Below are 23,785 nucleotides of genomic sequence, written 5' to 3'. Positions count from 1 at the left end.
TGTCCCTGAATTTTGTGCGCGTTCCCATTGTAGGAAGCGCGAGGGGGTACGTCACCTGTTGGTGCACCGCCTCATCAGAACCGGCGATCAGTCCGATAGCGGAATCGCAAGGGCAGTTTCCCGGCCCGGTGGTATAGTCAAAGGACGTTCAGCGTTGAAGGAGCGCATCATGAGCGATCTAACGGTGGCCGCACTCATGGCCCGACATCCGATGGCGGTGGCAACGGGCACAGAGCTCACAGAAGTGGTGGAGATTCTGCTGCAACACAAATTCACCGGACTGCCCGTGGTCGATGACGGTCAGCGGGTCGTGGGATTTGTGTCCGAGCAGGATTGCCTGCGCAAGTTGCTGGTATCCAGTTATCACTGCGAAGGCAGTCTGATTGTGGATGAGTTCATGCACGATCAACCTCTCACGGTCAGTGAAAGTGACTCCGTGGTGGATGTGGCAGAACTGATGGTGACCCAGAAACCCAAGATCTACCCGGTGGTGGATGCCCAGAAACGGCTGGTGGGCTTGTTGACCCGTGAGCAGGTGCTGCGCGCCCTGAAGGACAGTCGACGCGCTTGCGCCTGAGGGTGCCTGCGATGCCGGTAAGGGCTGCGAAACGTATCATGGCCCTTTCGTACAATTGTGTCCGCGTGCCCCGGGTTAGCGTAAGACCAGCTCAAAACAACAACTCGGGAGAGCTGGCATGCGCGATCTTCACACCTTTCTGGGCGACTACGCAGAGAGTCACCAGAATCCGGTAAACCAGTGGGTGCACATCCTGTGTGTGCCCGCCATCTTTGTCTCCACCTTAGGGCTGTTCTGGCTGATTCCGGTCGGTCAGTGGCTGGGTTTGGAGGGCAGTCTGGCCTATTGGGTCAATGGCGGTTCCCTGCTGGCGCTCGTTTGCATGCCCTTTTATTTCCGGATGTCTGCCGGCATGACCCTGTTGATGGCGGGTTGGCTGGCGGCGTCCATCGCCGCCATCGTACTGGTGGAGCGCAGCGCCCTGTCGCTGGGCTGGACCAGTGCTGCCGTGTGGCTGTTGGCCTGGGCCGTTCAGGTATGGGGCCACAAGGTAGAAGGCAAGAAACCCTCGTTTGTGGATGACCTGGTGTTCCTGCTGGTGGGCCCCATGTTTGTCTCCATTGAACTGGCCCACAAGCTGGGTCTGCGCAAGCACCCCGTTTCGGCCTGATCCGCACATTGTCCGCCCGGCTCCGGGCGGGCATCATGACCGGCATGTCTACACTGTCGCCGGTATCCGACCCCCGTCTGTTGTCCCCGCTCTATGTCTGGCGCGGGGGCTGGCTGGCCGTGCTGTCGAATATGGCCAATCAGCCGCACCGGCATGTGGCGGCGTCGCTGTTGGTGGGGCTGCAAGGGCCGCTTAATGTCACCGTGGATGGTCGGCGACTCGATCAGCAGATCGTCCTGGTTCCCCCGGAGCAGACCCAGACCCTGCACAGTGAAGGGCCGGTCGCAGTCATTCACCTCGATCCAGATGAACCTGCCTGGCGAGGGCTGTCCGCTGGCATGGGGGGACACCTTCAGCAGATTTTGTTGACTGCGTTGCCTCCCCTGGCAGAAGCGCAAGCGCACCCCGACAGTGTGATTCGTTTGCTGGCCGCCATTCGCGACACCGCCACTATTCATCCACTGGACCCACGTGTGGCCAGCGCCTGCCGGGTGCTACGCGAGCATGAGGAGGTGGATCTGGAGCAGCTGGCGGAGCAGGCCAACCTGTCAGCGTCCCGCTTTCGGCGTCTTTTCAGTGAGCAGTTGGGCGTCACTTTCAAACGATTTGTGCTGCACCTCAAGAGCCAGCGGGCGCTGGCGTTATGGGAAAGCGGCATGACCCTCACCGAGCTGGCGGTGGCCGCTGGTTTTTACGATCAACCCCATCTCAACCGGACGCTTCGGGCCATGTTCGATGCCCTGCCATCGCGCTATGCTCGGGGGCAACCGGTACAGGTAGTGCCGCTTTCTGTGCCCGAGGGCATCTCTCAGACACGGCCGTCCTGACAACAACAATGCGGAGTCATCATGGATTACAAGGACATCAAGACCGAGCTTTCCGAGAACATTCTCACCATTACCCTTAACCGCCCCGAACGACTGAATGCGTTTACCCTGCGCATGAAGGATGAGGTGGTTCATGCATTGAATTACGCCGACAGCACCGATGAGGTGCGTGCGGTCATCGTTACCGGTGCCGGCAAGGTGTTTTGTGCCGGCATGGAGATGGAGCCGGAGGATGGCGGCAATCTGTTTGGTTATGACGATGCGGAAGGGATGGATCCGCCGCTTGAGCAAATCCGGGACTCCGGTGGCGAGCTGTCACTTGCCATTTATCAGTGCCGCAAACCGGTGATTGCCGCCATTAACGGTGCTGCCGTGGGGGTGGGCATTACCATGACCCTGCCCATGGACATTCGACTGGTGGCAGAAAACAGCAAGATCGGTTTCGTCTTCACCCAGCGAGGCATCACCCCGGAAGCCTGTTCCTCCTGGTTCTTGCCCCGGGTCGTCGGCATGCAGAAAGCGCTGGAGTGGGTGATCAGTGGTGACATTTTCATGGCGGAAGAAGGCGTGGAAGCCGGCCTGTTTCACAGTGCCCATGACAAAGGCGAAGTGCTGGATGTTGCCCGCTGCATGGCGCGCAAGATGATCGCCAAGAGCTCCCCCATCGCTGTGGCACTGGCCAAGCAGATGTTGTGGCGCAACCCTAACTTCAGTCACCCCGCTGAAGCACATGTGGTGGAATCCAAAATGATTTACTGGTCTAACGAGTTCTGGGACGGCAAGGACGGTTTTACCGCGTTCCTGGAAAAACGTGCACCCCGTTTCGAGACCGCTATGGCGGACATCCCCAAGCAGTTCGATTTCTGGAAAGAGCCTGAGATAAAATAATTTTTTTTTGCCGCATTTGTGGCGTTTGCGTGAAAAGAGAGAGGACCGACCATCATGAAGAAGGAAACCCTGTCGATACACGGGGGCTTTGCGGGCGACCCGCAGACACATGCGGTGGCTGTGCCCATGTACCAGACGACAAGCTATTATTTTGATGATACCCAGCACGGCGCGGATCTGTTCGATCTGAAAGTGCCGGGTAACATTTACAGTCGCATCATGAATCCGACCAACGCCGTGCTGGAAGAACGTGTTGCGTTGCTGGAAGGGGGAATTGCTGCGCTGGCAATGGCGTCTGGCATGGCGGCCATTACGGCTACCGTACAGACCCTCGCACGTACGGGGGACAATATTGTGTCGGTCAGTCAGTTGTACGGCGGAACCTACAACCTGTTTGCCCATACCTTGCCGAATCAGGGCATTGAAGTGCGCATGGCCGATGGCCGGAATCCTGAAGCCATTGCCGCCGCGATTGATGACAAGACCAAGATGGTGTTCTGCGAATCCATCGGTAATCCGGCCGGGAATGTGGTGGACATGGCGGCACTGGCGAAAGTGGCCCACGATGCGGGCGTGCCGTTAGTGGTTGATAACACGGTTGCCACCCCGGCGCTATGTCGCCCCTTTGAGCATGGTGCTGATATCGTCGTGCACTCCCTGACCAAATACATGGGCGGGCATGGAACCACCATTGCCGGTGCGATTGTTGATTCCGGAAAATTCCCCTGGAAAGACAACCCGCGTTTTCCGCAATTCAACCAGCCTGATCCCAGCTATCATGGCGTTGTCTATGTGGAAGCCATGGGGGAGGCGGCCTTTATCGGTCGCGCGCGTGTTGTCCCGCTGCGCAATATGGGGGCGGCACTGTCTCCCATGAATGCCTTCCTGATTCTGCAGGGCATTGAAACCCTGTCGCTACGCATGGAGCGTCATTGCGAAAACGCAATGAAGGTGGCGGCGTTTCTCCGGGACCACCCGAAAGTGAGTTGGGTGAACTTCGCCGGGCTGGATTCCGACAAGGACCATGCCCAGGCGAAACGCTATATGGATAACGGTATACCCTCCTCGATCCTCAGCTTTGGTGTCGAAGGTGGCCGCGATGCTGGTGCCCGGTTTATTGATGCCCTGGAGATGATCAAGCGATTGGTGAATATCGGTGATGCCAAGTCTCTTGCTTGCCATCCGGCGACCACAACCCATCGTCAGCTCAGCGATGATGAACTTAAGAGTGCCGGAGTGAGTGCAGATCTGGTGCGGTTGTCTGTCGGCATCGAACATATCGATGACATTCTGGCCGATATAACTCAGGCGCTGGAAAAGGCCTGATTATTGTTGCTCACGAAACTGGGCCGGCGTCATGCCGGTCCAGCGTTTGAACGCTTTCGAAAATGCACTCTCATCCGAGAAACCCAGTTGCTCCGCAATATCACTGAGTCGCTGGGCGTCCTGTAGTTTTTTTTCTGCCAACCCCTGAAGCAAGCCGTCGCGAAGCAGTTTGAAACTGGTGCCTTCCTCTCCCAGTTTGCGCACCAGATGGCGGCCGCTCATGCCCAGGGTGTCGGCCACTTTCTCCTTGCCCCAGTGGGGGTGCTGGCGGAGCTGTTCAGTGACCTGGGCACTGAGAGACTGGTCGCCGAGAGATTGCAGCAATTGGTCTGCCAGGGTGCGCAGGTGTTGGCACAGGGCAGGGTTGGCGTAGATCAGCGGCAGGTCCAGATCCGTGACCGGGATGATCAGGGTGTTGTGGTCACACAGAAAGCGCACATCGCTCAATCCCAGCAGCGACTCATAACGGCGATTATCATCCAGGGCAGCATGGGTGAAGTGCAGGCTGTGGGCGGCCAGTTTGTTGCCTGTGGTCCAGCGGGACAACTGCAGAAGGGTTGCCATGGCGGCCTCGACCCGTTCCGCCTGGCGAGTCTGGTACTGCGGCAGGTAATGGATAATGCAGCGGTCAGCGTCTTCGTGATACTGAAAGTGCCCTCCTTCCCCGACGATGGGGTAGTAGTCGATCAGGCTGTCGAGTGCGTCCCGTACCGTCTCACAGCTCATCAGCACCATACCGGCGGTATCCAGGTGCCCGACTTCCATGGCCAGCCCGAATTGCACGCCGACCAGTGGATCGTCCGCCTGGGTGCAAAAGCTCTCCCATATCTGCCCCTGCAGTTCCAGGCTGACCCGTTCCTGCGAGGCAAACCCATTGCGCAGCGCGTCAGGCAGGGCAAACCCCAGCGTTTCTGCCGCCTGGCTGATGGCCTGGGTAAAGCGCACTGTGACTGTGGGGCTGTGAGGCATGGTATGGCGGTCCTGATTTAACCGTGGACAGGTCCTGAATTAGCCGTGCGAGGGAAGACTCTCACACCTAGGCTGGACATCATACCAAACTCTGAGCCTGGCTCAGGGAATTCTAAAAAGAAGACTCGGGACAGTTATGTACGCAGTGATAGGTGCCGGCCCAATGGGCTTGGCCACGGCCAGAAACCTGAAAAAGTACAATATTCCTTTCATCGGTTTCGATCTCAACACCGATGTAGGCGGGCTCTGGGACATTGATAACCCCCATAGCACCATGTACGAATCTGCTCACCTGATTTCGTCGAAAGCCATGACGGAATTCAGGGAATTCCCCATGGGGGACAAGGTCGCGACCTACCCTCGGCATAGCGACATGCGTGATTACTTCCGTCGTTATGCAGAGCATTTCGATCTTTACGATTGCTATGAATTTTCTACGCGGGTCGAAAAGGTTGAGCGTGAAGGGGAAGGCTGGAATGTCACTACCTGCTGTAACGGGGCAAGCCAGACTCGCCACTTCGACGGCGTGCTGATCGCCAATGGCACCTTGCACAAGCCCAATATGCCCAGTTTGCCTGGCAAGTTTGAAGGCGAGCTGATGCATTCCTGTGACTACCGCAAGGCAGACGTATTCGAAGGCAAGCGCGTGCTGGTCGTCGGTTGCGGCAACTCCGCCTGCGATATTGCGGTGGATGCGGTACACCGCGCTGCCAGTGTGGATATGTCGGTACGCCGTGGCTATTACTTTCTGCCCAAGTTTATTGCGGGCAAGGCCACCGACAGCATTGGCGGAAAAATCCCGTTGCCACGTATCGTCAAACAGAAAATCGACGCAGCCCTGATCAAGCTATTGGTCGGCAAGCCCAGCGATTACGGCCTGCCGGATCCTGACTACAAACTTTATGAATCTCACCCGGTGATCAATTCCCTGGTGCTGCACCATATTCGCCACGGCGATATTACCCCCCATGGCGATATTGCCGGCATTGTTGGCAAGACGGTGACCTTCGCCGACGGCCAGTCCCGGACTTACGATCTGATTTTGATGGGCACCGGCTACAAGCTGGATTACCCCTTCATCGATGCACAGGAGCTCAACTGGCAAGGGGCGGATGCGCCGCAGTTATACCTGAATGTGTTCCATCCCCAACACCGTAACCTGTTCATGATGGGCATGGTGGAAGCCGCTGGGCTGGGTTGGGAAGGGCGCAACGAACAGGCGGAAATGGTGGCGCTGTATTTGCGTGCCCGTCTGGATGGCAACCCGCAGGCGCAGTCGCTGGAGCAGAAGGCCACGGCAGAGGCCTCACGCAATCTGGATGGTGGATTTGACTATCTGAAACTGGCACGCATGGCGTACTACGTGCATAAGGATAGCTACCGCAAGGCGGTTAATGCCCACATCACCCAGCTGAAGCAGGGGGTGTGAGATGGAGGTGCATTTCGGCAGCGAGAATCTGCTGATTCTCAACGTTATTCTGGCATTCATGATGTTTGGCGTGTCGCTGTCCCTGACGGGGGACGATTTCCGTCGAGTGGTACAGCGACCGGATGCTCCCATCGTTGGGCTGCTGGCGCAGTTCGTGTTGTTGCCTGCCGCCACCTGCCTGACCACCTGGTGGTTCGAGGTCGATGCTGAACTGGCGCTGGGCATGATTCTGGTGGCGTCCTGCCCGGGCGGCTCGTTTTCCAATATCATGACCTGGCTGGGGCGGGGCAATGTGGCGGTTTCGGTGAGCATGACCGCCGTGTCCAGCCTTGCCGCCATGGTGATGACGCCCTTCAACTTCTCTCTCTACGGTTGGATCAATCCCCATACCCGACCGATTCTTACCGACATTCAACTCGACAGCCTGGAAATCCTGATGCTGGTCGTGCTGGTGTTGGGCTTGCCTCTGGTCATCGGTATGGCTGTGGGCAAGGCGTTCCCGGCGTTTGCCCGGGGCGCCCAGAAGCCCATGCGCTATATCACCCTGCTGGTGTTGTTGTTGTTTGTGGGTGTGGCCTTCGGCAATAACGTGGATGTGTTTCTGGCCACCGCCGACCGCATTGTGGGGTTGGTGGTACTGCAGAATCTGCTGGCCTTGGGGTTGGGCGCTTTTGCGGCCGGGTTTACCGGCTTGCCGCGGGCCGACCGCCGCGCCATTACCATGGAAGTGGGCATTCAGAACTCCGGACTGGGGTTGGCCATTTTGTTTACCTTTTTCCCGGACGAAAGCGGCATGATTCTGATTGCTGCCTTCTGGGGGGTATGGCATCTGGTCAGTGGACTGGTGCTGGCCGGGATCTGGTCACGACAGACTGCGCGTGGTGAAGCCGGGGCCCGTCAAACTGAGGGAGAATCATCATGAATCATCCTTCGCAGCGGCGGATCCTGATTACCGGTGCAGCAGGGTATATCGGCCGCCAGCTGGCTCGTCGTCTGGCGTCGGAACACGTTGTTGTTGGTGTGGATATTCGCCCGGATGACAATGCGGATTTTCCTTTTTATGTGCGGGATATCCGCGACCCTTCGCTGGGTGAGCTGATCCAGAAACATGGCATTGATCAGGTAGTTCACCTGGCGGCGGTACTGGAAGACAGCGGTGATCGCGAGCGCGATTTCGACATTGATGTCAACGGCACTCGCAATGTGCTGGATGCCTGTATCGCCTCTGGTGTACGCCAGTTGGTGGTCACCAGTTCCGGGGCGGCTTACGGTTACCATGCGGACAACCCCGAGTGGATCAATGAAGACGCCCCCCTGCGGGGCAACCCTGAATTTGCGTACTCGGACCACAAACGCCAGGTCGAAGTGCTATTGGCGGATTATCGCCAACGGCATCCTCATCTGGGCCAGCTGGTGTTGCGACCGGGCACCGTGCTTGGTGCCAATACCCGTAACCTTATTACGCGGCTTTTTGAGGGCCGAAGTCTGTTGGCGGTCGCCGGTTCTCCGTCACCGTTTGTGTTTATCTGGGATCAGGATGTGTTGGCGATTATCGAAAAAGGTGTCACAGAAGAACGCAACGGCTGTTTTAATCTGGCCGGCGATGGGGCGCTGACAATCACCCAGCTCGCAGCCATCTTGCGCAAGCCGGTCGTTACGGTTCCTGCCTGGGCGATTCGTGCAGGGTTGGCGGTGGGGCATGCGCTTCGCCTCACCGGATATACCCCGGCGCAAGTGAATTTTCTTCGCTATCGGCCGGTGCTGGGTAACCAAAAACTGAAACAGGAATTCGGTTACCTGCCGAAGAAATCGTCGGAGCAGACCTTCCGGTTCTGGCTTGCCTCCAGGGAGTCAAAGGCATGAAAACCGTATTGATTACCGGAGCCGCGTCGGGCCTTGGCTGGGCGCTGTCGCAACAGGCGTTTGCGTTAGGTTATCGGGTGATTCTTGCTGACATGAACGAAGTATTGCTTGAAGCAAGAGTCGAAGCGCTGGCTGCCCGGGATGCCGAGCGTGTGACCAGTCGGGGGCTGGATGTCACCAACAGTGATGCCATCACTTTGCTGGTGCCCTGGCTGGAAAAACACGGTGGCCTGGATCTGCTGATCAACAATGCCGGCATTACCCATCGTTCGCTGGCCGAAAAAACGGCCATGAGTGTGTTCCAAAAAGTCATGGCGGTGGATTGGCAGGCACCGGTGGAGCTGTCTGTGGCCTGTCTGCCCCTGCTGAAGAAAAGCCGGGGAGGCATTATCAATATCGGTTCCATGGCGGGCTGGATGCCGGTGCTGGGGCGGGCCGGTTACTGCAGTGCCAAGAGTGCGTTAGGGCAGTTCTTTGAAGTTATGCGCGGTGAAGTGTCCCGCTATGGCATCCATATTCTTATGGCGTACCCGAGTTTTCTGGACACCCCCATCGAGAAAAATGCTCTGGGTCATGATGGCAAGCCTGCAGCGCATGCCCGCTCCATGGTGGGCAATATGCGAACCCCTGAATGGATGGCCGAACAGGTTTTTGACGCCTATGGAAAAGGCCGCAAGCGACTGTTCCCGGACCGGTTTACCTGGTTTGCCAGCGTGCTCTGGCGTGTTGCGCCGGATCTCTACCAGCGTTTGATGCTGCGCAAGTTTGCCAGCGAGCTGGAGCAATAACGGATGGACCTGCTTGCCTCTCCCTGGCTGCTGCTGGGGTTGTTCATTTTTCTCGCCTTTACCACCGAAGCGATGACCGGCTTTGGCAGCATTGTGATTGCCCTGTCACTGGGCGCGCTGGTGTTGCCGATCCCGGAGATCCTGCCGGTACTGGTGCCATTGAATATCGTCATGAGTGGCACCCTGAGTTGGCGTCACCGTCATGCGATCCATTGGCCAACCCTGTGGAAGCTGATCCTGCCGTTAATGGTGCTCGGCACTCTGGCAGGTTACGGGCTACGGCCGTGGCTGGGGGAGCAATTGCTCAAAAGCGGGTTTGGTTTGCTGGTGCTCTGGTTCAGCAGCCGTGAACTGTGGCGCATGTATCGTGGCCTGGCGGTCACTGCGCATGGTGGGCTCTGGTCCCGTGGCTGGATGTTGATGGCCGGGGTGACGCATGGCCTGTTTGCGTCGGGAGGGCCACTGTTGGTGTATGCGCTAAGCGGCCTCAAGCTCGACAAGCAGCGCTTTCGTGCCACCCTGATTCTGGTCTGGCTGGCCTTGAACAGTTTGCTGACAGCTGTGTTCCTGCTGGATGGCACCTTGCTGCCCGCCCTGCCACGCATCGCTACCCTGGTTCCGGTGGTGATCGCGGCGATGCTGGTGGGCGAGCTGCTCCATCATCATGTGAATGAAGCGCGTTTCCGTCAGGCAGTGTTCGTGGTGTTGTGGTTCACTGGCGTGATCCTGGCCTGGCCCTAGCCGCGCCCCCTTGCTCTTTTCCTTTGCGCGGCCATCGTGCTATTGATTCCCTGTCCCATTGTCAGAGTTACAAGGAGAGGGCATGTCGTCAGTAGAAATTCGTCCGGTGACCGGTATCGCCGTCGAGCCCTGGCTGGATGAATTGGCCAAGCTTCGCATCGAAGTGTTTCGTGATTTTCCGTATTTGTATGAGGGTGACCTGGCCTATGAGCGCCGCTATCTGGACCGCTATGCGCAGTCCGATCAGAGCGTGTTCGTACTGGCGCTGGAGTTCAACAAGCTGGTCGGGGCGGCGACAGGTTTACCGCTGCGCGAGGCAGACGATGAGTTCCAGGCGCCGTTTCGTCAGTTGGGGGCAGAGATCAATACGGTTTTCTACTTTGGCGAATCCGTGCTCAAAAAAGAGTGGCGTGGTCAGGGGATTGGGCACCGTTTTTTTGATTTGAGAGAGCAGTACGCGGAAGATTTTGGTTATCGCCATACCGCTTTTTGTGCAGTACAGCGCCCCGAAGATCACCCGGCTCGCCCCGAAGGCTACCAGCCGCTGGATCTGTTCTGGCGTGGGCGTGGCTATTTCCCCCAGAACCAGTTGGTGGCGCATTTTGACTGGACCGATATCGGCGAGGCAGCGCTGTCACGCAAGCCCATGCAGTTCTGGCTGCACAGCCTTTAGAGTGCCAGAAGTGGGTGGATTGACCATAAATATTGCATATACCCCATTTGGGTGATGTGGGGGCGTTTTGCCATTCCCTATACTGACTTCGGGGTAATAGGGGATATCAAAAAAATGGATCAGCAATATAAATTTTCCACCTGGTATGAACGCGCACTGAAGTCTGCTCTGGTGGTCCTGCCGCTGGCACTGGTTGCGGTGACGGTCGCGATTGTTGTCGCAGGCTAGCCTGGCGCCGTTCAGGGCCGTCTGCGCATCAATACCACCGGGTTGCCCGTCAGGTGCAGCTCCCAGCCCTGTGTGTCTGCCAGCCAGGCAAAGGTTGCCGGTTGCCAGAAGCAGACATGCGTCGGGTCACGGCGGTAGTGCCAGCGGGCAAAGGCGTGGTCGTCGGTTAGCCAGCGGGTCATCAGGCCCAGCCAGCCCCCGGGGCGAACGTGGTCGGCAAACCAGGCCCACTCACGGGCCGGCTGGTGCAGGTGCTCAATAACTTCCGTGCAGGTGACAAAGTCATACTGTGGGGCCAGTCGCGTTTCGTCTTTGGCGTAAATCGGATCCCAGGTGCCGCAGGGGTAGCCTCGTTCCGTCATCATGGCGGCCAGGGCCGGTCCGGGCCCGCAGCCAAAATCGAGGCCTTGCGCACCCGGCGACAGCTGTTCGCAGAGCGGGTCGGCCAGTTGTGCCAGAAAACGCCGGTAGCCGGGATCGTCCGGGCGGTTGTCGTGCAGGTCGTACTGGCCTTTTTCTTCGTCGGGGCCGGGTAGCCTGTCGGGGTGCTCGAAGGTCAGTTGGCAACACGGGCAGCGAAAGTAGTCGCGGCCGTCCACCTGCGCAAAAGGGTGCGCGTCACCGGCGCACAGGGTGCACTGCATGTCAGTCCTCAAGCCAGCGCTGCACCCGGGCATAGGTGCGGCTTTCTTCTATCATGGTCATATGCCCCATCTGGTAAAACAGTTCCCGGGTCAGCAGCGGGGCATCCGGGTACAGGCGCGAGGCCAGGGCGCTGTCCACCGAAACCAGCCAATCGCCCCGTGGGGCTGGATGTTCCGGTTCGCTGACACTGCCAGCGATAAACAGTTGTTTTACTTCCGGGTCCAGCGGCACCTTGGCGCTGGGGCGGGTGTCGTCCAGGGGGCGGTCACGCCACTGCGCTTCCAGTACATAGCCAAAGCGCAGATCGCGGATCCCGTCAGAGCGCAGGTTGCCCAACCGCATCAGCGGACGTGACCAGGGTGTGGTGGCCAGTAGCCGGTTGGCATTGTTGCCCACTCGCTCCAGCAGCGCGCCCTGATGGGGCGAGCCGAGACAGGCCAGATGGCTGACCTTGTCGGCCCAGCTGTCGCCGCGCTCACGGGCCTGGTGCAGGGCGCTGCGAGCGACCAGGCCGCCCATGGAATGCCCCACCAGAATGATGCGTTCGGGCAGGGCGGTATGGGCCAGCAGGCCCGCCAGCTTGCGACCATTGTCGGAGATATGCAGGCCTGTGTTATAGCGCAGATAACGCACATCGGCGTTAAGTTCACGGCGCACCCATTGGCTGAAGCTGTCGGCAGCCGGATTGTTCCAACAGGAATCATTCATGCAAAGGCCATGAAGGAACAGCACCAGGGTGTCGCCTTGCAGCTTGCCACTGGGCAGGAGGGTCATCGGCAAGGCGTAATGGCTTTGTTGCTCAACCAGTAACTGACCAAACACGCCATTGAGGATGCTTTGCAGGTCGAGGCTGTCGCGTAGTTCACGGCCGGGGTCGGCCGCCAGATCGGCCAGCCCGGCAAGATTGCCCGCCTGCCGAAAGCCGTAGCGCACCAGGTTATAGACCATGGGGGCCGGGGTGTACTCCTGGCCACGCAGGCCAAAAGGGTTGGCGACACTGCCATGAATATCCTGAACGACCTGGGTGATCTCGTTGCCGAAGCGGGTCACCAGCTGAGCCAGTCCGCCTACTTCCCGTCCAATTCTTTTCATTATGTGTAATCCGTTTGCCCCGCGATGAGAGGGATTATCTTACCTGTCACTGCGGGATTCGTAAGGCATCGTAAAATGCTGTGCAAGTGTGCCCTGGCCCGTGGCCAGCGTTTTATTCAGGCGTTACTGTAGGCATCGTTTTCAGCCGAAACATCAAGGAGTGACATTATGCGTACTTTCGGTAAAGCGGCACTGGCCGCCCTGTTTGCTTCCACCGCTTTTCTGGCTGCCTGTGACGCCAACGACGGCCCAGCCGAAGAAGCTGGCCAGAAGGTGGATAATGCCATCGAAAAGATTACCCCGGATAGCAAAGGGCCGATGGAAGAAATGGGCGAGGATATGGACAACGCCTATGATAATGCCCAGGAATCTGTGGAAGACATGAAAGACGCAGCAGAAACCAACTAATCGGTTCACTGCCAAAAAAGCCGCCTCAGGGCGGCTTTTTTTATGCCTGTGTGCGGGCATGGTCGTCCCCTAATCTGCGGCACAGCGTGCGAGCAGTTGCGTCACCACATCCTGCTCGGCTGGAGTGACCATCAATTGATAGCGCTGTTTGATGGCCGACCAGCGTTGTCCGTATTCACACCAGTAAGCGTGATTGGCAGGTAGCCACTGGTCCGGGCTGCTGGCTCCCTTGCTACGGTTGGTGCTGGCCGATACCACCAGAAGATTGTCCGGATCGTTGGCAAACTGGCGCCGCAAGGCGTCATTCCACCGGTCGCCACCATGGCCATGGGCATGACGCAGCGGCACGATGTGGTCCACATCCAGTTGTCGGGCCCGGGTAAAGGTGTGCCCGCTGTAGGGGTCGTACCAGCGGCCGCTTGCAACAATGCAGTGATCCTTGCGGGTAAAGCTCACCGGTGTCTGGCTGGCGCGGATCAGTGCTTCCGCCCGGCTGTCCTGACAGTCGCCATCCTCATCGTCCCAGTGGGGCCAGTCGCCGCGGTCATAGAGCGTGGAAAACGCTCGCCCGGCATCGCGGGCTTGTTGTTCTGCCTCGGCCTGTTGCTGGTGTTGCTGGCGGCAGACATCGGTGTGGCAGTGATAGGTGTCGGTTTTGCGGTCCGTATGGCCGCCGTGTGCGTCCAGCCCGCCGGGATGGGCATGCACGAAAAGGGGCGGGCTCACCGCCAGAACGCCACCCAGGGTGAGCAAGAGAAAGGCACGGGGCAGGGACAACAGAGCGACTCCAGAACAACAGTGCGGTACGACTTCCGGCTGGCAGTGTGATGCGTAGTTAGCACCTGCGAGCAGGATCGAGAGTAAGAGATTATCCTTATTAAATAAGGGGGATATCTTACATCAGGCCACAAAAATGTGATGCAGTTCCGCGTTGTTATCATGGGGGATACAAATGGCAACGCGGGGCAACACATCGGTACGCTTTGCCTCTGTGGACCGCATTCAGTGATCGTTAAAGTGTGTGCCATCGCGACGCTGAACAGGGATTGGCTTCCGGCAGAGGGTGCCGGGGACGACAAGGCATTCTTCAGGTCGCCCAGGTCGAGAGATAACGACCAATTTCATGATTTCAGGGTTGTGCGGGCATTGAGCAGGAGTCCCGGTATGGCAGTAGTTTGCTCTCAGAATTCGGCGCCTCGGGAGCGTCTGGCAGGTCAGGCGGTGGCCCATCGCCTGCGTGCACTGAACGAATACCTGGCGGTGTATCGCGCCACCCGCGCCTCCGGTGGTGAGGCGCACACCACTCAGCGCATTCGCGAGCTGCGCAGTGATGTGGCGCGCCTGCGCGCCTGGGGCTGGTACCTGTCTGCAAAAGAGCGGGGTGCCAGCTGGATTCCGGCCTTGCAGCGTTTGGCGGCAGCGCTGTCCGTTTTGGTGTCTGTCAATCTGGTGGCCCAGCGCCGCCACCCCCGTGGGGCCGCCTTGCAGCATCTCAGCAGCTACAGCCTGGTTGAGCGGGCCTACGCAGCGCTGGAAGACGACACCCAAGGGCAGCTGCTGACTCTGCGGCTGGCGCAGATGCAGCGTCCGGCACTGGATTACCAGCGCAATATCGACATTCTGGATGCCCGCCTGGCGGATCTGGCGGCTCTGCGGCTCAATGGCTTGCCCGAGCCGGGACAGGTGACGGTGGTATGCCATGTGCTGCGTGGTGTCATGGCTGTCGGTGGTGCCCTTGGCTTCTCCTTTCCCTCTGCGCAACCGGTAGATTCCTGAGTATGGAAGCAATCAAACAGGTCCTGCCCTTGCTGGACGGTATGCCCCGGATCTTTTCCTTGTCGGATCTCAAGCAGGCGATCAGCGAGCAGGAAAGTGCTCTCGATGTGGCGCTGCGTTGGCTGGAGGCGGGTGTGATTCGCCAGGTCGCCCCGGCCCGGCCGATCTTCTACCGGGTCGTGTTGGGTGAGCCCCTCACCGATGCGGAACGCTGCGCGGCCCTGTTACGCACCTTCCCTTCGGTAGTGATGGTGGCCGGCTCGTCACTCTGGCGGCAGGGGATCAGCGTACAGAAAGATGCCCAGCTGGAGTGCTGTATCACTGCGCAAGAGGTGGAGTGTTCCTTGCCCGGGGTCGTGCTGCGTTCCCGGCCAGGCAAATGGTGGGCGGTGATTCGACACGCGGAAGGTGTGGCAGGGGATTACCATGGCATGGCGATGCTGACCCCGGAAATGGCTGTGGCGGATGCGGCGGCCTTCAGGGATGTGTGGATGCCTGACCGCGAGGGTATCGACTGGACGCGCCTGTCTACCGCACGGCTCAGTGTGGCCTCCGAAGCCCTGGCGCCGCTGCGTGTAGCCGAACTGGCAGAGTAATCCCGCCTGGCCCTGTCATTGACCCGTCACGGCCAACTATTATTAAATGAGAACCATTTCCTGTCTTTGGTTCTCATCTATGTGGGTAGCAGCACTCCCGGCCTCACTCGCGGCCGTTGTTCTCTTTTATCTCTCTGACCGTCAGCAGCGCTGGCTGGACCAGCCGCTGCCCGGCGTGGCGCGCTTGCTCGCGTTGTTGCTGGCGCTGGCCGGCGCGGCGCTGTGGGTCATGGCGCTGGGCCTGGGTGTTGGGCTGATGGTGGCCCTGTGGCTGCTGACCCTGCCTGCACTCCTGATGGCCTTGTTCGCAGGCCATCATCGCGATACGTTCCAGAAAGTCTCCGGCAAGATGGGGCGCAACCCATGAGAGCCTTATTCGGCGTGTTGTTGAGTCTGCCATTGTCGATGATGTTGATGGGGCTGGCTGCTGCCTGGGTGCCGGTGCCCTGGAACAGCTGGCTGGTCCTGCAATTGATCATTGGCATGCTGCTGTGGATGAGCCTGAGCTTGCTGGTGGCGCTGCCCGAAAAAGCGTGGCCGCCCCTGGTGGGCCTGCTGGTGGCGAATGGCATCGTCTGGGCGACCCTGCAAACCACCGGTATTTATGGAGGGGCCGCATGAAGGCAGATCGTCTACGCCGTTTTATCGACCTGCATGCCTGGCTGGGCATGGTCAGTGGCTTGGCCCTGTTTGTGGCGTTTTTCGCCGGGGCTATCAATGTCTTCCATCACGAGCTGCATCACTGGCAGGAAAGTCACCACGGCCATGAGCAGACAGCCGGCCCGGCGGACCCGGACCACTTTCTGCAGCAACTGATTTCGCGGTTCCCGGCCTCGGCCGATCGTATGTATTTCCTGCCCGATGAAGACCCCGGGGCCATGTGGTTCCAGCCCGGCGAAGACGGTGCAGCGGGGGAGTGGCGCACGGCCCATGCCTCCAACTTTGCAGAAGATGGCAGCTTCACGCAGCAGCCGGGTTCCGAGCTGGCGGATTTTGTGAATGAGCTGCACTACGAGTTGGGCATTCCCGGTAACGGTGGCCTGATCAACATCGGCATGACGCTGATGGGGTTCGTTGCCGTGTTATACGGGGTGGCCCTGTTCAGCGGGCTGATCATCCATTGGCCCAAAATCCGCAAGGAACTGTTTGCCCTCAAGCACCAGGGCAACCTGCGTCGCTACTGGAAAAACCTGCACAACCTGATTGGCATCATCAGCTTCCCCTTCCACCTGATCATGTCGGTCACCGGTGCTGCCATGGGGCTGTTTACGGTCATGGCCATCGTGCTCGGTTTGCTGGTGTTCGGTCCGCAGCTGCAAGGGGTGATCCAGAAGGAAACCGACGTCTGGCCGCCGGTGCAAAGCCAGGGGGAGACCCTCGCCATGGCGCCCATGGCGGATTACCTGGCGGCGGCCAATAACGAGTTGCCCGGCATGGACGTGGGCTGGGTGGAAATTCGAGGCTACGGGGATGCCGCAGGCTGGATGGATGTGGCCGGTTCGCAACCGGGCTTCCTTGGCCATCATGTGCATGTGGTGCTGGATAACACCATGAAGCCGCTGCGTATCAGCGCCCCGGGCGAACGCACCTTCAACTTTGCGGCGATTTCCCCGGTCTATTCCCTGCACTTCGGGGATTACGGCGGCGTCTGGGTGAAGCTGTTGTACTTTGCCATGGGGCTGCTGGGGTCGTTGCTGTTTGTGTCCGGGAATATCCTGTGGTGCGAGCGGCGCAGTGACCGTGTTGGTCCGTCACGCGGCTCGGCCTTCCTGCTGCGTTTGACCTTGGGATTGTGTTTCGGGGTGGTCAGCGGCATCGCCTTCAGTTTTCTGGTCAGCAAGCTGCTGCCTTACACGCCCTGGGCCGCGTTGGTGGCATCGGCCGAGCGGCAAATCTTCTGGTGGGTGTTGGTGGTGCTGGTGTTGTGGAGTCTGCGTGCTTCGCCGCTGCGTTTCAGTGGCCTGTGGCTACGTATCATGCCGTTCCTGTATCTGGCGATCCCACTGGCGCAGGTGGCAGTGGAGGGCAGTCATGCCTGGCAAGAACCGGATGCCCTGCTGGTAAACCTGGTGGTGGTGGCCGTGGCGGCGTGTTTGTGGGGGGTACGTGCCCAGTTTCGCAAGCGCCTGCGACTGGCAGAGCCGCATCCGTTGTGGGTGGGTAAGGTCACCCGCGAGCATCCCAAGCACCTCACCGAGACCGAGCTGGAAAATCAGGGCGCGAGCTGACGCCGGCAGCGCTCACGCCGAAGCATAAAAAAACCGGGCAGTGAGCCCGGTTTTTTTATGGCCGTTGCTGAAGCTGATCAGAAACGGTAGGTGGCTTGCAGGGCCAGGCCGTGAGCGCTGTTCTCGAAGTCGGCGCTGTAAGTGTCCTGGTTAACCTCGCCTTTTTCTTCATCAATATAGGCATAGGCCGCATCAAGGGTCAGGTCGTCAGAGACGTTCCAGCCGGCACCCAGGGTGTAGATATCGCGGTCGCTCACCGGAATCCGCACGGTACGGTGCTGGTCGTTGGTGGGGGACTCGTCAAAGGCATAGCCGGCGCGGATCACCCACTTCGGGTTCAGCTGGTAGGCGCCGCCCACGGCGAACGACCAGGTGTCTTCCCACTCCAGTTCTTCGGTAATGGTGCCGAAGCTGGACTGGAACATGGCATTCACGCCGCTGTTCTCCACTTCGATACCTTCAAGGCGGCTCCAGCGGGTGAAGGTGGCGCCAGCGTACAGTGCCAGTGCGTCAGTGGCCTGGAAGCTGAAAGAGGTATCCACGGATTCCGGCATGGTGATGTCCAGTTCCGCGTCATACTTGCCGTCGATGGCAGGCGCCACGGGGGCGGGGGTGCCGCTGATGGTGGTGTCACCTTCCAGGGAGTAATCGACCTTGGAGTGGTAGGTCAGGCCCCAGTCCAGTCGGTCGGTAATGCCGAACAACACACCCACGTTGTAACCGTAGGCAATGTCGTCCCCTTCAATTTCCACATCAGCGTCAGACATGGCGGCCAGAGCCGGGTTGAAGGCGGCGGCCGGCACGTTGCTGGTCAGCTCACCAGAGATGTGATTGATGGTCGGGCCAAAGCCCACAGAAACGCGATCGTTGAAGGCGTAGCTGACGGTGGGCTGAATGGTGACAACCTGCACCATGCTGGTGACGCCTTCATAGCGACCTTGCCAGCCATTTTCGTAGTCGCTTTCCACGCCGAACGGTGCATACACACCGATCCCGGCGTGCAGCTTGTCGCTGATCGGGGTGACGTAGTAGCCGAAGGGAATGGTGGAAAAGGGCACCATATCGCCATCGTTAGTGCCGGACACGGGCAGGCCGGGGGCCAGTTGCCCTTCGGCATCGCTGATATCGGTGCTGGCATCAATAAAGGCCAGGCCGCCGGACACCTCGGCACGTTCCAGGCGGCTCATGCCCGCCGGGTTGCCGAACAGGGTGCTGGCATTGGCAGCAGTAGAGGCGCGACCTGCGTAAGCCGAGCCTGCACTGGAGGCGCTTTGCTCATTCAGCGCCAGGCCATTGGCCATCGCCTGGGTAGAGGCAGCAGCAATCGCTGCGGCCAACACGGCTTTGTTTGAATACTTCATGATAACTTTCCCGAGTTATGTGTTGTGGCGCGCGAACGTTATCACTGTGAAACATTTAATTACAGATGGCGAAGATCAAAAAATGCACCATTTGTCGTCAGATGGCCGGTAAAATCTGTAAACATGGTGTTTAAATCCTCGAAGATGGTTCACGTTTACATTGTATAGTGTAGAGGTTGTGCAGCAATTAGGCGGCGACGGTTATCTTGCGGGTTGTCAGGTCCAAATGGTGGACCTGAGAGCGGATTACTCCGGAAGCGTTCCGGGGCGGATTATTGATTGCGCCGTCAAACGTGGTATCAGTCAGCGCCTTCATGTTGGGCTGTCGCGGCCACCGGCTCACGCGAAAAAATGCCGATAATCGGGGTGCCCTGGGCCTGCAGAATGGGTTCGATATCCCGGTGCAGGGCGTGGTACTGGTAAAACGGCACGCGCGGAAAAAGATGGTGAATCGAATGCAGGTTCTGACCCAGCCAGAACCACTCCAGCGGTTTCATCCAGCGCGGCATGATCAGGCTGTTGGTATTGCGGTAACGCTCGCTCACCTTGTACGGGTGGTGCGGGCGGTAGGCAAACCAGTAGGCAGTGAACAACCCGCCCGTGTAGTAACCCAGTAGCAACACCACCGCCGTACCCGGTTGATCCACCATGGCCAGAAAGGCAATCCGCCACCCCAGCGACACGGCCAGCTCGCTGCAGTAAATCAGTTTCTCTTTCAGCGAGGCGCTGCCCCAGCTGTGCTGCACAAAGAACGTATTCTGAATCCACTGAAAACGCAGCCCGGCGATGATCATCGCCAAGGGGTTTTTCTGCATTCCGCTGACCACAAAATCCGGGTCCTTGTCCGGCTGGTTGGTATAGCGGTGGTGCGTGAAGTGCTCAATGCGGTGCGAGGCATAAGGAATCGCAATGATCGGCGCCACCAGATAGCCGCACAGGTCGTTGATCCACTTGCGGCGATCGTCCTGGCCATGAATATTGCCGTGGGCGGCTTCGTGCAAGGGCGTGTAGGACATATACGTCAGCGCCGCCACCAGCAGGAAGGCAGGTAAGGCAGGCAGGGAGCCATTGGCAAACAGTAACAGCGTGGCAACAAAGGCCACCACCACGGCCAACGTGAGCGCAATTGTCGGCCACGCGGTTTTGCCCATATAGTGTTTCGCGCAGGCAATGGCCTGTTTGTTCAAGGTTGCCGGGTCCATGGTACTGCCTCTGGTGGTTATTATGGTTTCAGACTAGGCCGGCACCCCCACAATCAGAATAGCCGCCGTGGCCAATCACCCTGCAGAAGTGGCCAGCGCTAACGGCGGAACAGCGGAACGGGCAATGCAACACAGCGACGACACCCTCCACCCGGTGGCCATCAGCCAGGTGATGCTCAACTTTGCCCAACGCCATGGCATCGACAGGCAGACCTGCCTGCTCGGCACCGGCATAGCCGATGACGCCCTTTCCAGCGGAGAAGGATTGGTCACCCGCACCCAGGAAATGCGCCTGATCGAAAACCTGATGCTGGCCCTGCCGGACGACGGCGCCTGGGGCTTCGAACTGGGCCTGCAATATCACCTGGCCACCTTCGGGGTGTGGGGCTTCGCCCTGCGCACCTGCAAGACCCTGCGTGAAGCGGCCATCCTGGGAGTGCGCTATCTTCCTCTCAGTACCGCCTACTGCCGCATCGAACTGGTGGAAGACGACGACACCTTTGGCGTCACCTTCGACCCGGATCCCATCCCGCCGCACCTGCGCCAGTTTCTGCTCGAGCGGGACATGGCCACGGCCCTGAATCTGGTGCGGGAAATCACCCTGCAAGGCGTGGACTTTCGCGCCATCGACCTGGCCGGCCAGCCCGATGTGAGTGCCGAGGCCATTCAGGAAGAATGTGGCGTGAAACCCACCTTCGCCGCCCGCAGCAACCGCATCCTGGTGAACCGCGCCGGCGCCAGCCAGCCCTTCCCTGGCTACGACCCGGTGCTCACCCGCATGCTCGAACAGCAATGCCAGCAGCGCATGGACACCGTAGAAAACAGCGGCATCGCCGGCAAAGTGCGCCAGCAATTACTGGGCGAACTGGGTCTCGGCGCCACCCTCAACGACATGGCCAGCGCCCTGGCTCTGTCTTCGCGCAGCCTGCGTCGCAAACTGGAACAGGAAGGCACCAGCTACCGCGATCTGGTAGAAGAAGAGCGCCGCCAACTAGCCCTGCAACTCCTCACCAGCACCACCATGAAAATCGAAGAAGTCGCCGCCCACTTGGCCTACACCGACGCCGGCGGCTTCGTCCGCGCCTTCCGCCGCTGGCAAGGCTGCTCCCCCAGCGAATATAGGGATAAGCACTAGCCCAAGATAAGTTCTCTAACCTCCTGTAGGAGCCATGCTTGCATGGCGATAGGGCGTAGATTTGCCGGAGCCATGAACTCAGTCTTGTCCCCATTGGTTTTATCTGTGCCCCGCGGGCGAATAACCTGATTCCCAAAAGGTCAAACGTTCCGGCTCTCAATGCTGTCAGTTAAAGGCCGCAATCAAGGTAGGCAATCACTGGCACATGCCGCTGCCTGTGATAAGGTTCACCAATAAAAATGAACAGCCTTCAGGCAAGGATTGCCAAGGCAGAAGAAGGGGATGGGGATGCCGGATTGTCCATTTTGCGCAGAGCCTGCCGCACAGGCGGAGGGTATCGAGCTGCATACCCCCCCTGGCCTATGTCCGCGAAGACAAATACCCGGTTTCCCCCGGCCACCTCCTGATCATCCCACGCCGCCACGCCGAAGACTGGTTCAGCCTCACCCCGGATGAGCAGGCCGCCATTACCCAGCTAATCAATCAGGCCAAAACGTATTTGAGCCGAAACGATTTCTGGAAATAAATAAATCAAGAGGAACAGCTCGTGCCAATCCCCGATTTCCAATCCGTCATGCGCCCCATGCTTGTCGCCATCAACGATGGCAGCCCGAAGCTCATGGCCGATGTGCTGGAAGAGGTGTGTCAGCACTTTCAGCTATCCGAGGAAGAGCGCGCCCAGCGGCTGCCGTCGGGCAAGCAGACTTATATCAAGAACCGGGTAGGTTGGGCGCGTACCTATATGAAGAAGGCCGGGTTGGTGACCAGTCCGGGCAAGGGGCTGATGCAGATTACTGATCGGGGCCGCCAGGCCATGCAGGACTGTCCGGAGCGGGTGACCGTGCGCTACCTGAAGAATTATCAGGAGTTTGTGGATTTCCACACCCATACCCCCAGCGAAGACAAGACCGAGCAGCCCGAGGCCGAGACCAGTAACGAGACACCGGATGAACAGTTGCAGCAGGCCCATGCCTCGCTCATGGACTCCCTGGCCGATGAACTGTTGGACACCATCACCGCCGCCACCCCGGCCTTTTTCGAGAAACTGGTGGTGGATCTGATGCTGGCCATGGGCTACGGGGGCTCCCGGGAAGACGCCGGGCAAGCCACTCGCTACACCAGCGATGGCGGCATCGATGGCATCATCAAGGAAGACCCGCTGGGTCTGGATGTGATCTACCTGCAGGCCAAGCGCTATACCGAGAAAGGGGTGGGCCGGCCCGAGGTGCAGGGCTTCGCCGGGGCGCTGGACATGCAGCGGGCCCGCAAGGGTGTGTTTATCACCACCTCCAAGTTCAGCGGTGATGCCCGTGAATACGTGGGCCTGATCGAGAAGAAGATCGTGCTCATCGACGGCCAGGAACTGGCCAAACTGATGATACAGTACAACCTGGGCGTGGGGATCAAGGAAACCTACGCCGTGAAGCAGATCGACAGCGACTACTTCAACGAAGAATAACCGGCCACGGTGCCTGCCAGACGGGCCGCCGGGCGACAAAGACAACACCGAGACAGACCTGATGACCCAAAAGCTCACCCTGCAACAACTCGAATCCTTCCTCTGGGAAGCCGCCGACATCCTGCGCGGCAATATGGATGCCTCCGAGTACAAGGATTACATCTTCGGCATGATGTTCCTCAAGCGCCTGTCGGATGCCTTCGAGGAGGCCCGGGAAACCGTGGTGCAGTACTACCTGGACAAGGGCAAGACCCAGCAACAGGCAGAAGCCCTGGCCGATGATGAGGATGAGTACGACAAGACCTTCTACATCCCGGCCAACGCCCGCTGGGATGCGCTCAAAGACCTGAAGCACGATATCGGTTCCGAGCTGAACCAGGCCATGGAAGCCATTGAAGAGCACAACGGCTCCCTGGAAGGGGTGCTGGTGTCCATCGACTTCAACATCAAGAACAAGCTCACCGACAAGAAGCTGCGTGACCTGCTCAGCCACTTCAGCCAGCATCGCCTGCGCAATGAAGACTTCGAGCGCCCGGATCTGCTCGGCACCGCCTACGAATACCTGATCAAGATGTTCGCCGACAGCGCCGGCAAGAAGGGCGGGGAGTTCTATACCCCCTCGGAAGTGGTGCAGTTGCTGGTGTCCCTGCTCAAGCCCCATGCCGGCATGCGCATCTACGATCCCACCGCCGGCAAACGTTACATACCTACTTTTAATCCCACACCATACGTTGCTTGCTGGTGACATTTTTCCACAGGAAATCCTTTCCTCAACCAGCCCCTAGCCATCTACTCAGCGAATACCAAGGTTTTAGATAGAGTTAAAAAAGTCGAAAATCCCAACCTAATCCCCCTCTATACATACGCCCTAACAGTAAAATCCCTATCAAGAGAATAATGTTGACGCTTTATCGCCAGATTCCCGTCAGCTATCTGATGCTTGCTGCTTAAACTTTCCTTCCAG

The 23,785-nt window shown here is 59.0% G+C and carries 27 protein-coding genes; 21 read left to right on the top strand and 6 right to left on the bottom strand.

Translation table 11 applies throughout. The features are described from left to right. The first annotated feature begins 169 nt into the window (after positions 1–169). The 5 genes from Q672_RS27420 (at position 170) to Q672_RS27400 (ending at position 4,228) form a co-directional block, all read left to right on the top strand. On the top strand, positions 170–577 hold the full coding sequence (locus tag Q672_RS27420) for a CBS domain-containing protein (RefSeq protein WP_022985693.1): 408 nt from the start codon (positions 170–172) through the stop codon (positions 575–577). Between the two features lie 118 nt (positions 578–695). Further along, positions 696–1,187, top strand: coding sequence for an Mpo1 family 2-hydroxy fatty acid dioxygenase (locus Q672_RS27415; protein ID WP_022985692.1), 492 nt, complete (start codon positions 696–698; stop codon positions 1,185–1,187). A 35-nt stretch (positions 1,188–1,222) separates the two neighbouring features. Then, the gene (locus Q672_RS27410; protein WP_022985691.1) at positions 1,223–2,014 is read left to right on the top strand and encodes a helix-turn-helix domain-containing protein; all 792 of its coding nucleotides are present in this window, start codon (positions 1,223–1,225) and stop codon (positions 2,012–2,014) included. Between the two features lie 21 nt (positions 2,015–2,035). Then, complete coding sequence (locus tag Q672_RS27405) at positions 2,036–2,902, top strand: enoyl-CoA hydratase-related protein (RefSeq protein ID WP_022985690.1); 867 nt, start codon at positions 2,036–2,038, stop codon at positions 2,900–2,902. Positions 2,903–2,956: 54 nt separating this feature from the next. Then, the gene (locus Q672_RS27400; protein WP_022985689.1) at positions 2,957–4,228 is read left to right on the top strand and encodes an O-acetylhomoserine aminocarboxypropyltransferase/cysteine synthase family protein; all 1,272 of its coding nucleotides are present in this window, start codon (positions 2,957–2,959) and stop codon (positions 4,226–4,228) included. Here Q672_RS27400 and Q672_RS27395 read toward each other — a convergent pair whose 3' ends face one another. Continuing rightward, the gene (locus tag Q672_RS27395; RefSeq protein ID WP_022985688.1) at positions 4,229–5,197 is read right to left on the bottom strand and encodes an AraC family transcriptional regulator; all 969 of its coding nucleotides are present in this window, start codon (positions 5,195–5,197) and stop codon (positions 4,229–4,231) included. It lies immediately after the preceding gene. Between the two features lie 136 nt (positions 5,198–5,333). Here Q672_RS27395 and Q672_RS27390 point away from each other — a divergent pair, with 136 nt between their 5' ends. The 6 genes from Q672_RS27390 (at position 5,334) to Q672_RS27365 (ending at position 10,691) form a co-directional block, all read left to right on the top strand. Beyond that, positions 5,334–6,626 carry a flavin-containing monooxygenase gene (locus Q672_RS27390; RefSeq protein WP_022985687.1) on the top strand — a complete coding sequence of 431 codons (1,293 nt, stop codon included), beginning with the start codon at positions 5,334–5,336 and terminating at the stop codon, positions 6,624–6,626. 1 nt (position 6,627) lies between these two features. Then, positions 6,628–7,548 (top strand): bile acid:sodium symporter family protein, encoded by a 921-nt coding sequence (locus Q672_RS27385; protein ID WP_022985686.1) that lies wholly within the window; start codon positions 6,628–6,630, stop codon positions 7,546–7,548. Continuing rightward, positions 7,545–8,489: an SDR family oxidoreductase gene (locus Q672_RS27380; protein ID WP_022985685.1), complete on the top strand. Its 945-nt coding sequence runs from the start codon at positions 7,545–7,547 to the stop codon at positions 8,487–8,489. The genes Q672_RS27385 and Q672_RS27380 overlap by 4 nt, the downstream gene beginning before the upstream one ends. Then, entirely contained in the window at positions 8,486–9,277 is a 792-nt protein-coding gene (locus Q672_RS27375; RefSeq protein WP_022985684.1) for an SDR family NAD(P)-dependent oxidoreductase, read from the top strand. The genes Q672_RS27380 and Q672_RS27375 overlap by 4 nt, the downstream gene beginning before the upstream one ends. Before the next feature lie 3 nt (positions 9,278–9,280). Further along, entirely contained in the window at positions 9,281–10,018 is a 738-nt protein-coding gene (locus tag Q672_RS27370) for a sulfite exporter TauE/SafE family protein (RefSeq protein WP_022985683.1), read from the top strand. An 82-nt stretch (positions 10,019–10,100) separates the two neighbouring features. Next, positions 10,101–10,691, top strand: a complete 591-nt coding sequence (locus Q672_RS27365; protein ID WP_022985682.1) for a GNAT family N-acetyltransferase — start codon at positions 10,101–10,103, stop codon at positions 10,689–10,691. Between the two features lie 239 nt (positions 10,692–10,930). Here the strand turns inward: Q672_RS27365 and Q672_RS27360 are convergent, their stop codons facing one another. Then, on the bottom strand, positions 10,931–11,563 hold the full coding sequence (locus Q672_RS27360; protein ID WP_022985680.1) for a class I SAM-dependent methyltransferase: 633 nt from the start codon (positions 11,561–11,563) through the stop codon (positions 10,931–10,933). 1 nt (position 11,564) lies between these two features. Beyond that, positions 11,565–12,656, bottom strand: coding sequence for an alpha/beta fold hydrolase (locus Q672_RS27355; RefSeq protein ID WP_022985679.1), 1,092 nt, complete (start codon positions 12,654–12,656; stop codon positions 11,565–11,567). Positions 12,657–12,824: 168 nt separating this feature from the next. On the opposite strand from Q672_RS27355, the gene Q672_RS27350 reads away from it, so the two are divergent. Next, positions 12,825–13,064, top strand: coding sequence for a hypothetical protein (locus tag Q672_RS27350; RefSeq protein ID WP_022985678.1), 240 nt, complete (start codon positions 12,825–12,827; stop codon positions 13,062–13,064). 69 nt (positions 13,065–13,133) lie between these two features. On the opposite strand, the gene Q672_RS27345 is transcribed toward Q672_RS27350, so the two are convergent. Beyond that, positions 13,134–13,841: an HNH endonuclease gene (locus Q672_RS27345; RefSeq protein ID WP_022985677.1), complete on the bottom strand. Its 708-nt coding sequence runs from the start codon at positions 13,839–13,841 to the stop codon at positions 13,134–13,136. Positions 13,842–14,228: 387 nt separating this feature from the next. Here Q672_RS27345 and Q672_RS27340 point away from each other — a divergent pair, with 387 nt between their 5' ends. The 5 genes from Q672_RS27340 (at position 14,229) to Q672_RS27320 (ending at position 17,664) form a co-directional block, all read left to right on the top strand. Next, positions 14,229–14,840 carry a hypothetical protein gene (locus Q672_RS27340; protein ID WP_022985676.1) on the top strand — a complete coding sequence of 204 codons (612 nt, stop codon included), beginning with the start codon at positions 14,229–14,231 and terminating at the stop codon, positions 14,838–14,840. 2 nt (positions 14,841–14,842) lie between these two features. Continuing rightward, positions 14,843–15,436, top strand: coding sequence for a hypothetical protein (locus Q672_RS27335; protein WP_022985675.1), 594 nt, complete (start codon positions 14,843–14,845; stop codon positions 15,434–15,436). Between the two features lie 79 nt (positions 15,437–15,515). Beyond that, positions 15,516–15,803, top strand: a complete 288-nt coding sequence (locus Q672_RS27330; RefSeq protein ID WP_022985674.1) for a hypothetical protein — start codon at positions 15,516–15,518, stop codon at positions 15,801–15,803. Continuing rightward, positions 15,800–16,057, top strand: a complete 258-nt coding sequence (locus tag Q672_RS27325) for a hypothetical protein (RefSeq protein ID WP_022985673.1) — start codon at positions 15,800–15,802, stop codon at positions 16,055–16,057. The genes Q672_RS27330 and Q672_RS27325 overlap by 4 nt, the downstream gene beginning before the upstream one ends. Beyond that, positions 16,054–17,664 (top strand): PepSY-associated TM helix domain-containing protein, encoded by a 1,611-nt coding sequence (locus Q672_RS27320; RefSeq protein WP_022985672.1) that lies wholly within the window; start codon positions 16,054–16,056, stop codon positions 17,662–17,664. Before Q672_RS27325 ends, Q672_RS27320 begins: the two co-directional genes overlap by 4 nt. Before the next feature lie 77 nt (positions 17,665–17,741). Here Q672_RS27320 and Q672_RS27315 read toward each other — a convergent pair whose 3' ends face one another. Further along, entirely contained in the window at positions 17,742–19,025 is a 1,284-nt protein-coding gene (locus tag Q672_RS27315) for an OmpP1/FadL family transporter (RefSeq protein ID WP_022985671.1), read from the bottom strand. Between the two features lie 299 nt (positions 19,026–19,324). Further along, the gene (locus Q672_RS27310; protein WP_022985670.1) at positions 19,325–20,227 is read right to left on the bottom strand and encodes a fatty acid desaturase family protein; all 903 of its coding nucleotides are present in this window, start codon (positions 20,225–20,227) and stop codon (positions 19,325–19,327) included. Between the two features lie 67 nt (positions 20,228–20,294). On the opposite strand from Q672_RS27310, the gene Q672_RS27305 reads away from it, so the two are divergent. The 4 genes from Q672_RS27305 (at position 20,295) to Q672_RS27290 (ending at position 23,566) form a co-directional block, all read left to right on the top strand. Further along, positions 20,295–21,362 (top strand): AraC family transcriptional regulator, encoded by a 1,068-nt coding sequence (locus Q672_RS27305; protein ID WP_235047198.1) that lies wholly within the window; start codon positions 20,295–20,297, stop codon positions 21,360–21,362. 205 nt (positions 21,363–21,567) lie between these two features. Continuing rightward, on the top strand, positions 21,568–21,888 hold the full coding sequence (locus Q672_RS33810; protein ID WP_052017515.1) for an HIT family protein: 321 nt from the start codon (positions 21,568–21,570) through the stop codon (positions 21,886–21,888). A 21-nt stretch (positions 21,889–21,909) separates the two neighbouring features. Continuing rightward, on the top strand, positions 21,910–22,821 hold the full coding sequence (locus tag Q672_RS27295; RefSeq protein ID WP_031226586.1) for a restriction endonuclease: 912 nt from the start codon (positions 21,910–21,912) through the stop codon (positions 22,819–22,821). Between the two features lie 61 nt (positions 22,822–22,882). Continuing rightward, on the top strand, positions 22,883–23,566 hold the full coding sequence (locus tag Q672_RS27290) for a type I restriction-modification system subunit M (RefSeq protein ID WP_022985667.1): 684 nt from the start codon (positions 22,883–22,885) through the stop codon (positions 23,564–23,566). Positions 23,567–23,785 lie beyond the last annotated feature (219 nt).

Source organism: Alcanivorax sp. P2S70, from assembly GCF_000475295.1.
Taxonomy (GTDB): Bacteria; Pseudomonadota; Gammaproteobacteria; order Pseudomonadales; family Alcanivoracaceae; genus Alcanivorax; species Alcanivorax profundi.
The sequence above is the reverse complement of the archived record's forward strand: the minus strand, read 5'-3'. Positions and strand labels throughout refer to the sequence as shown.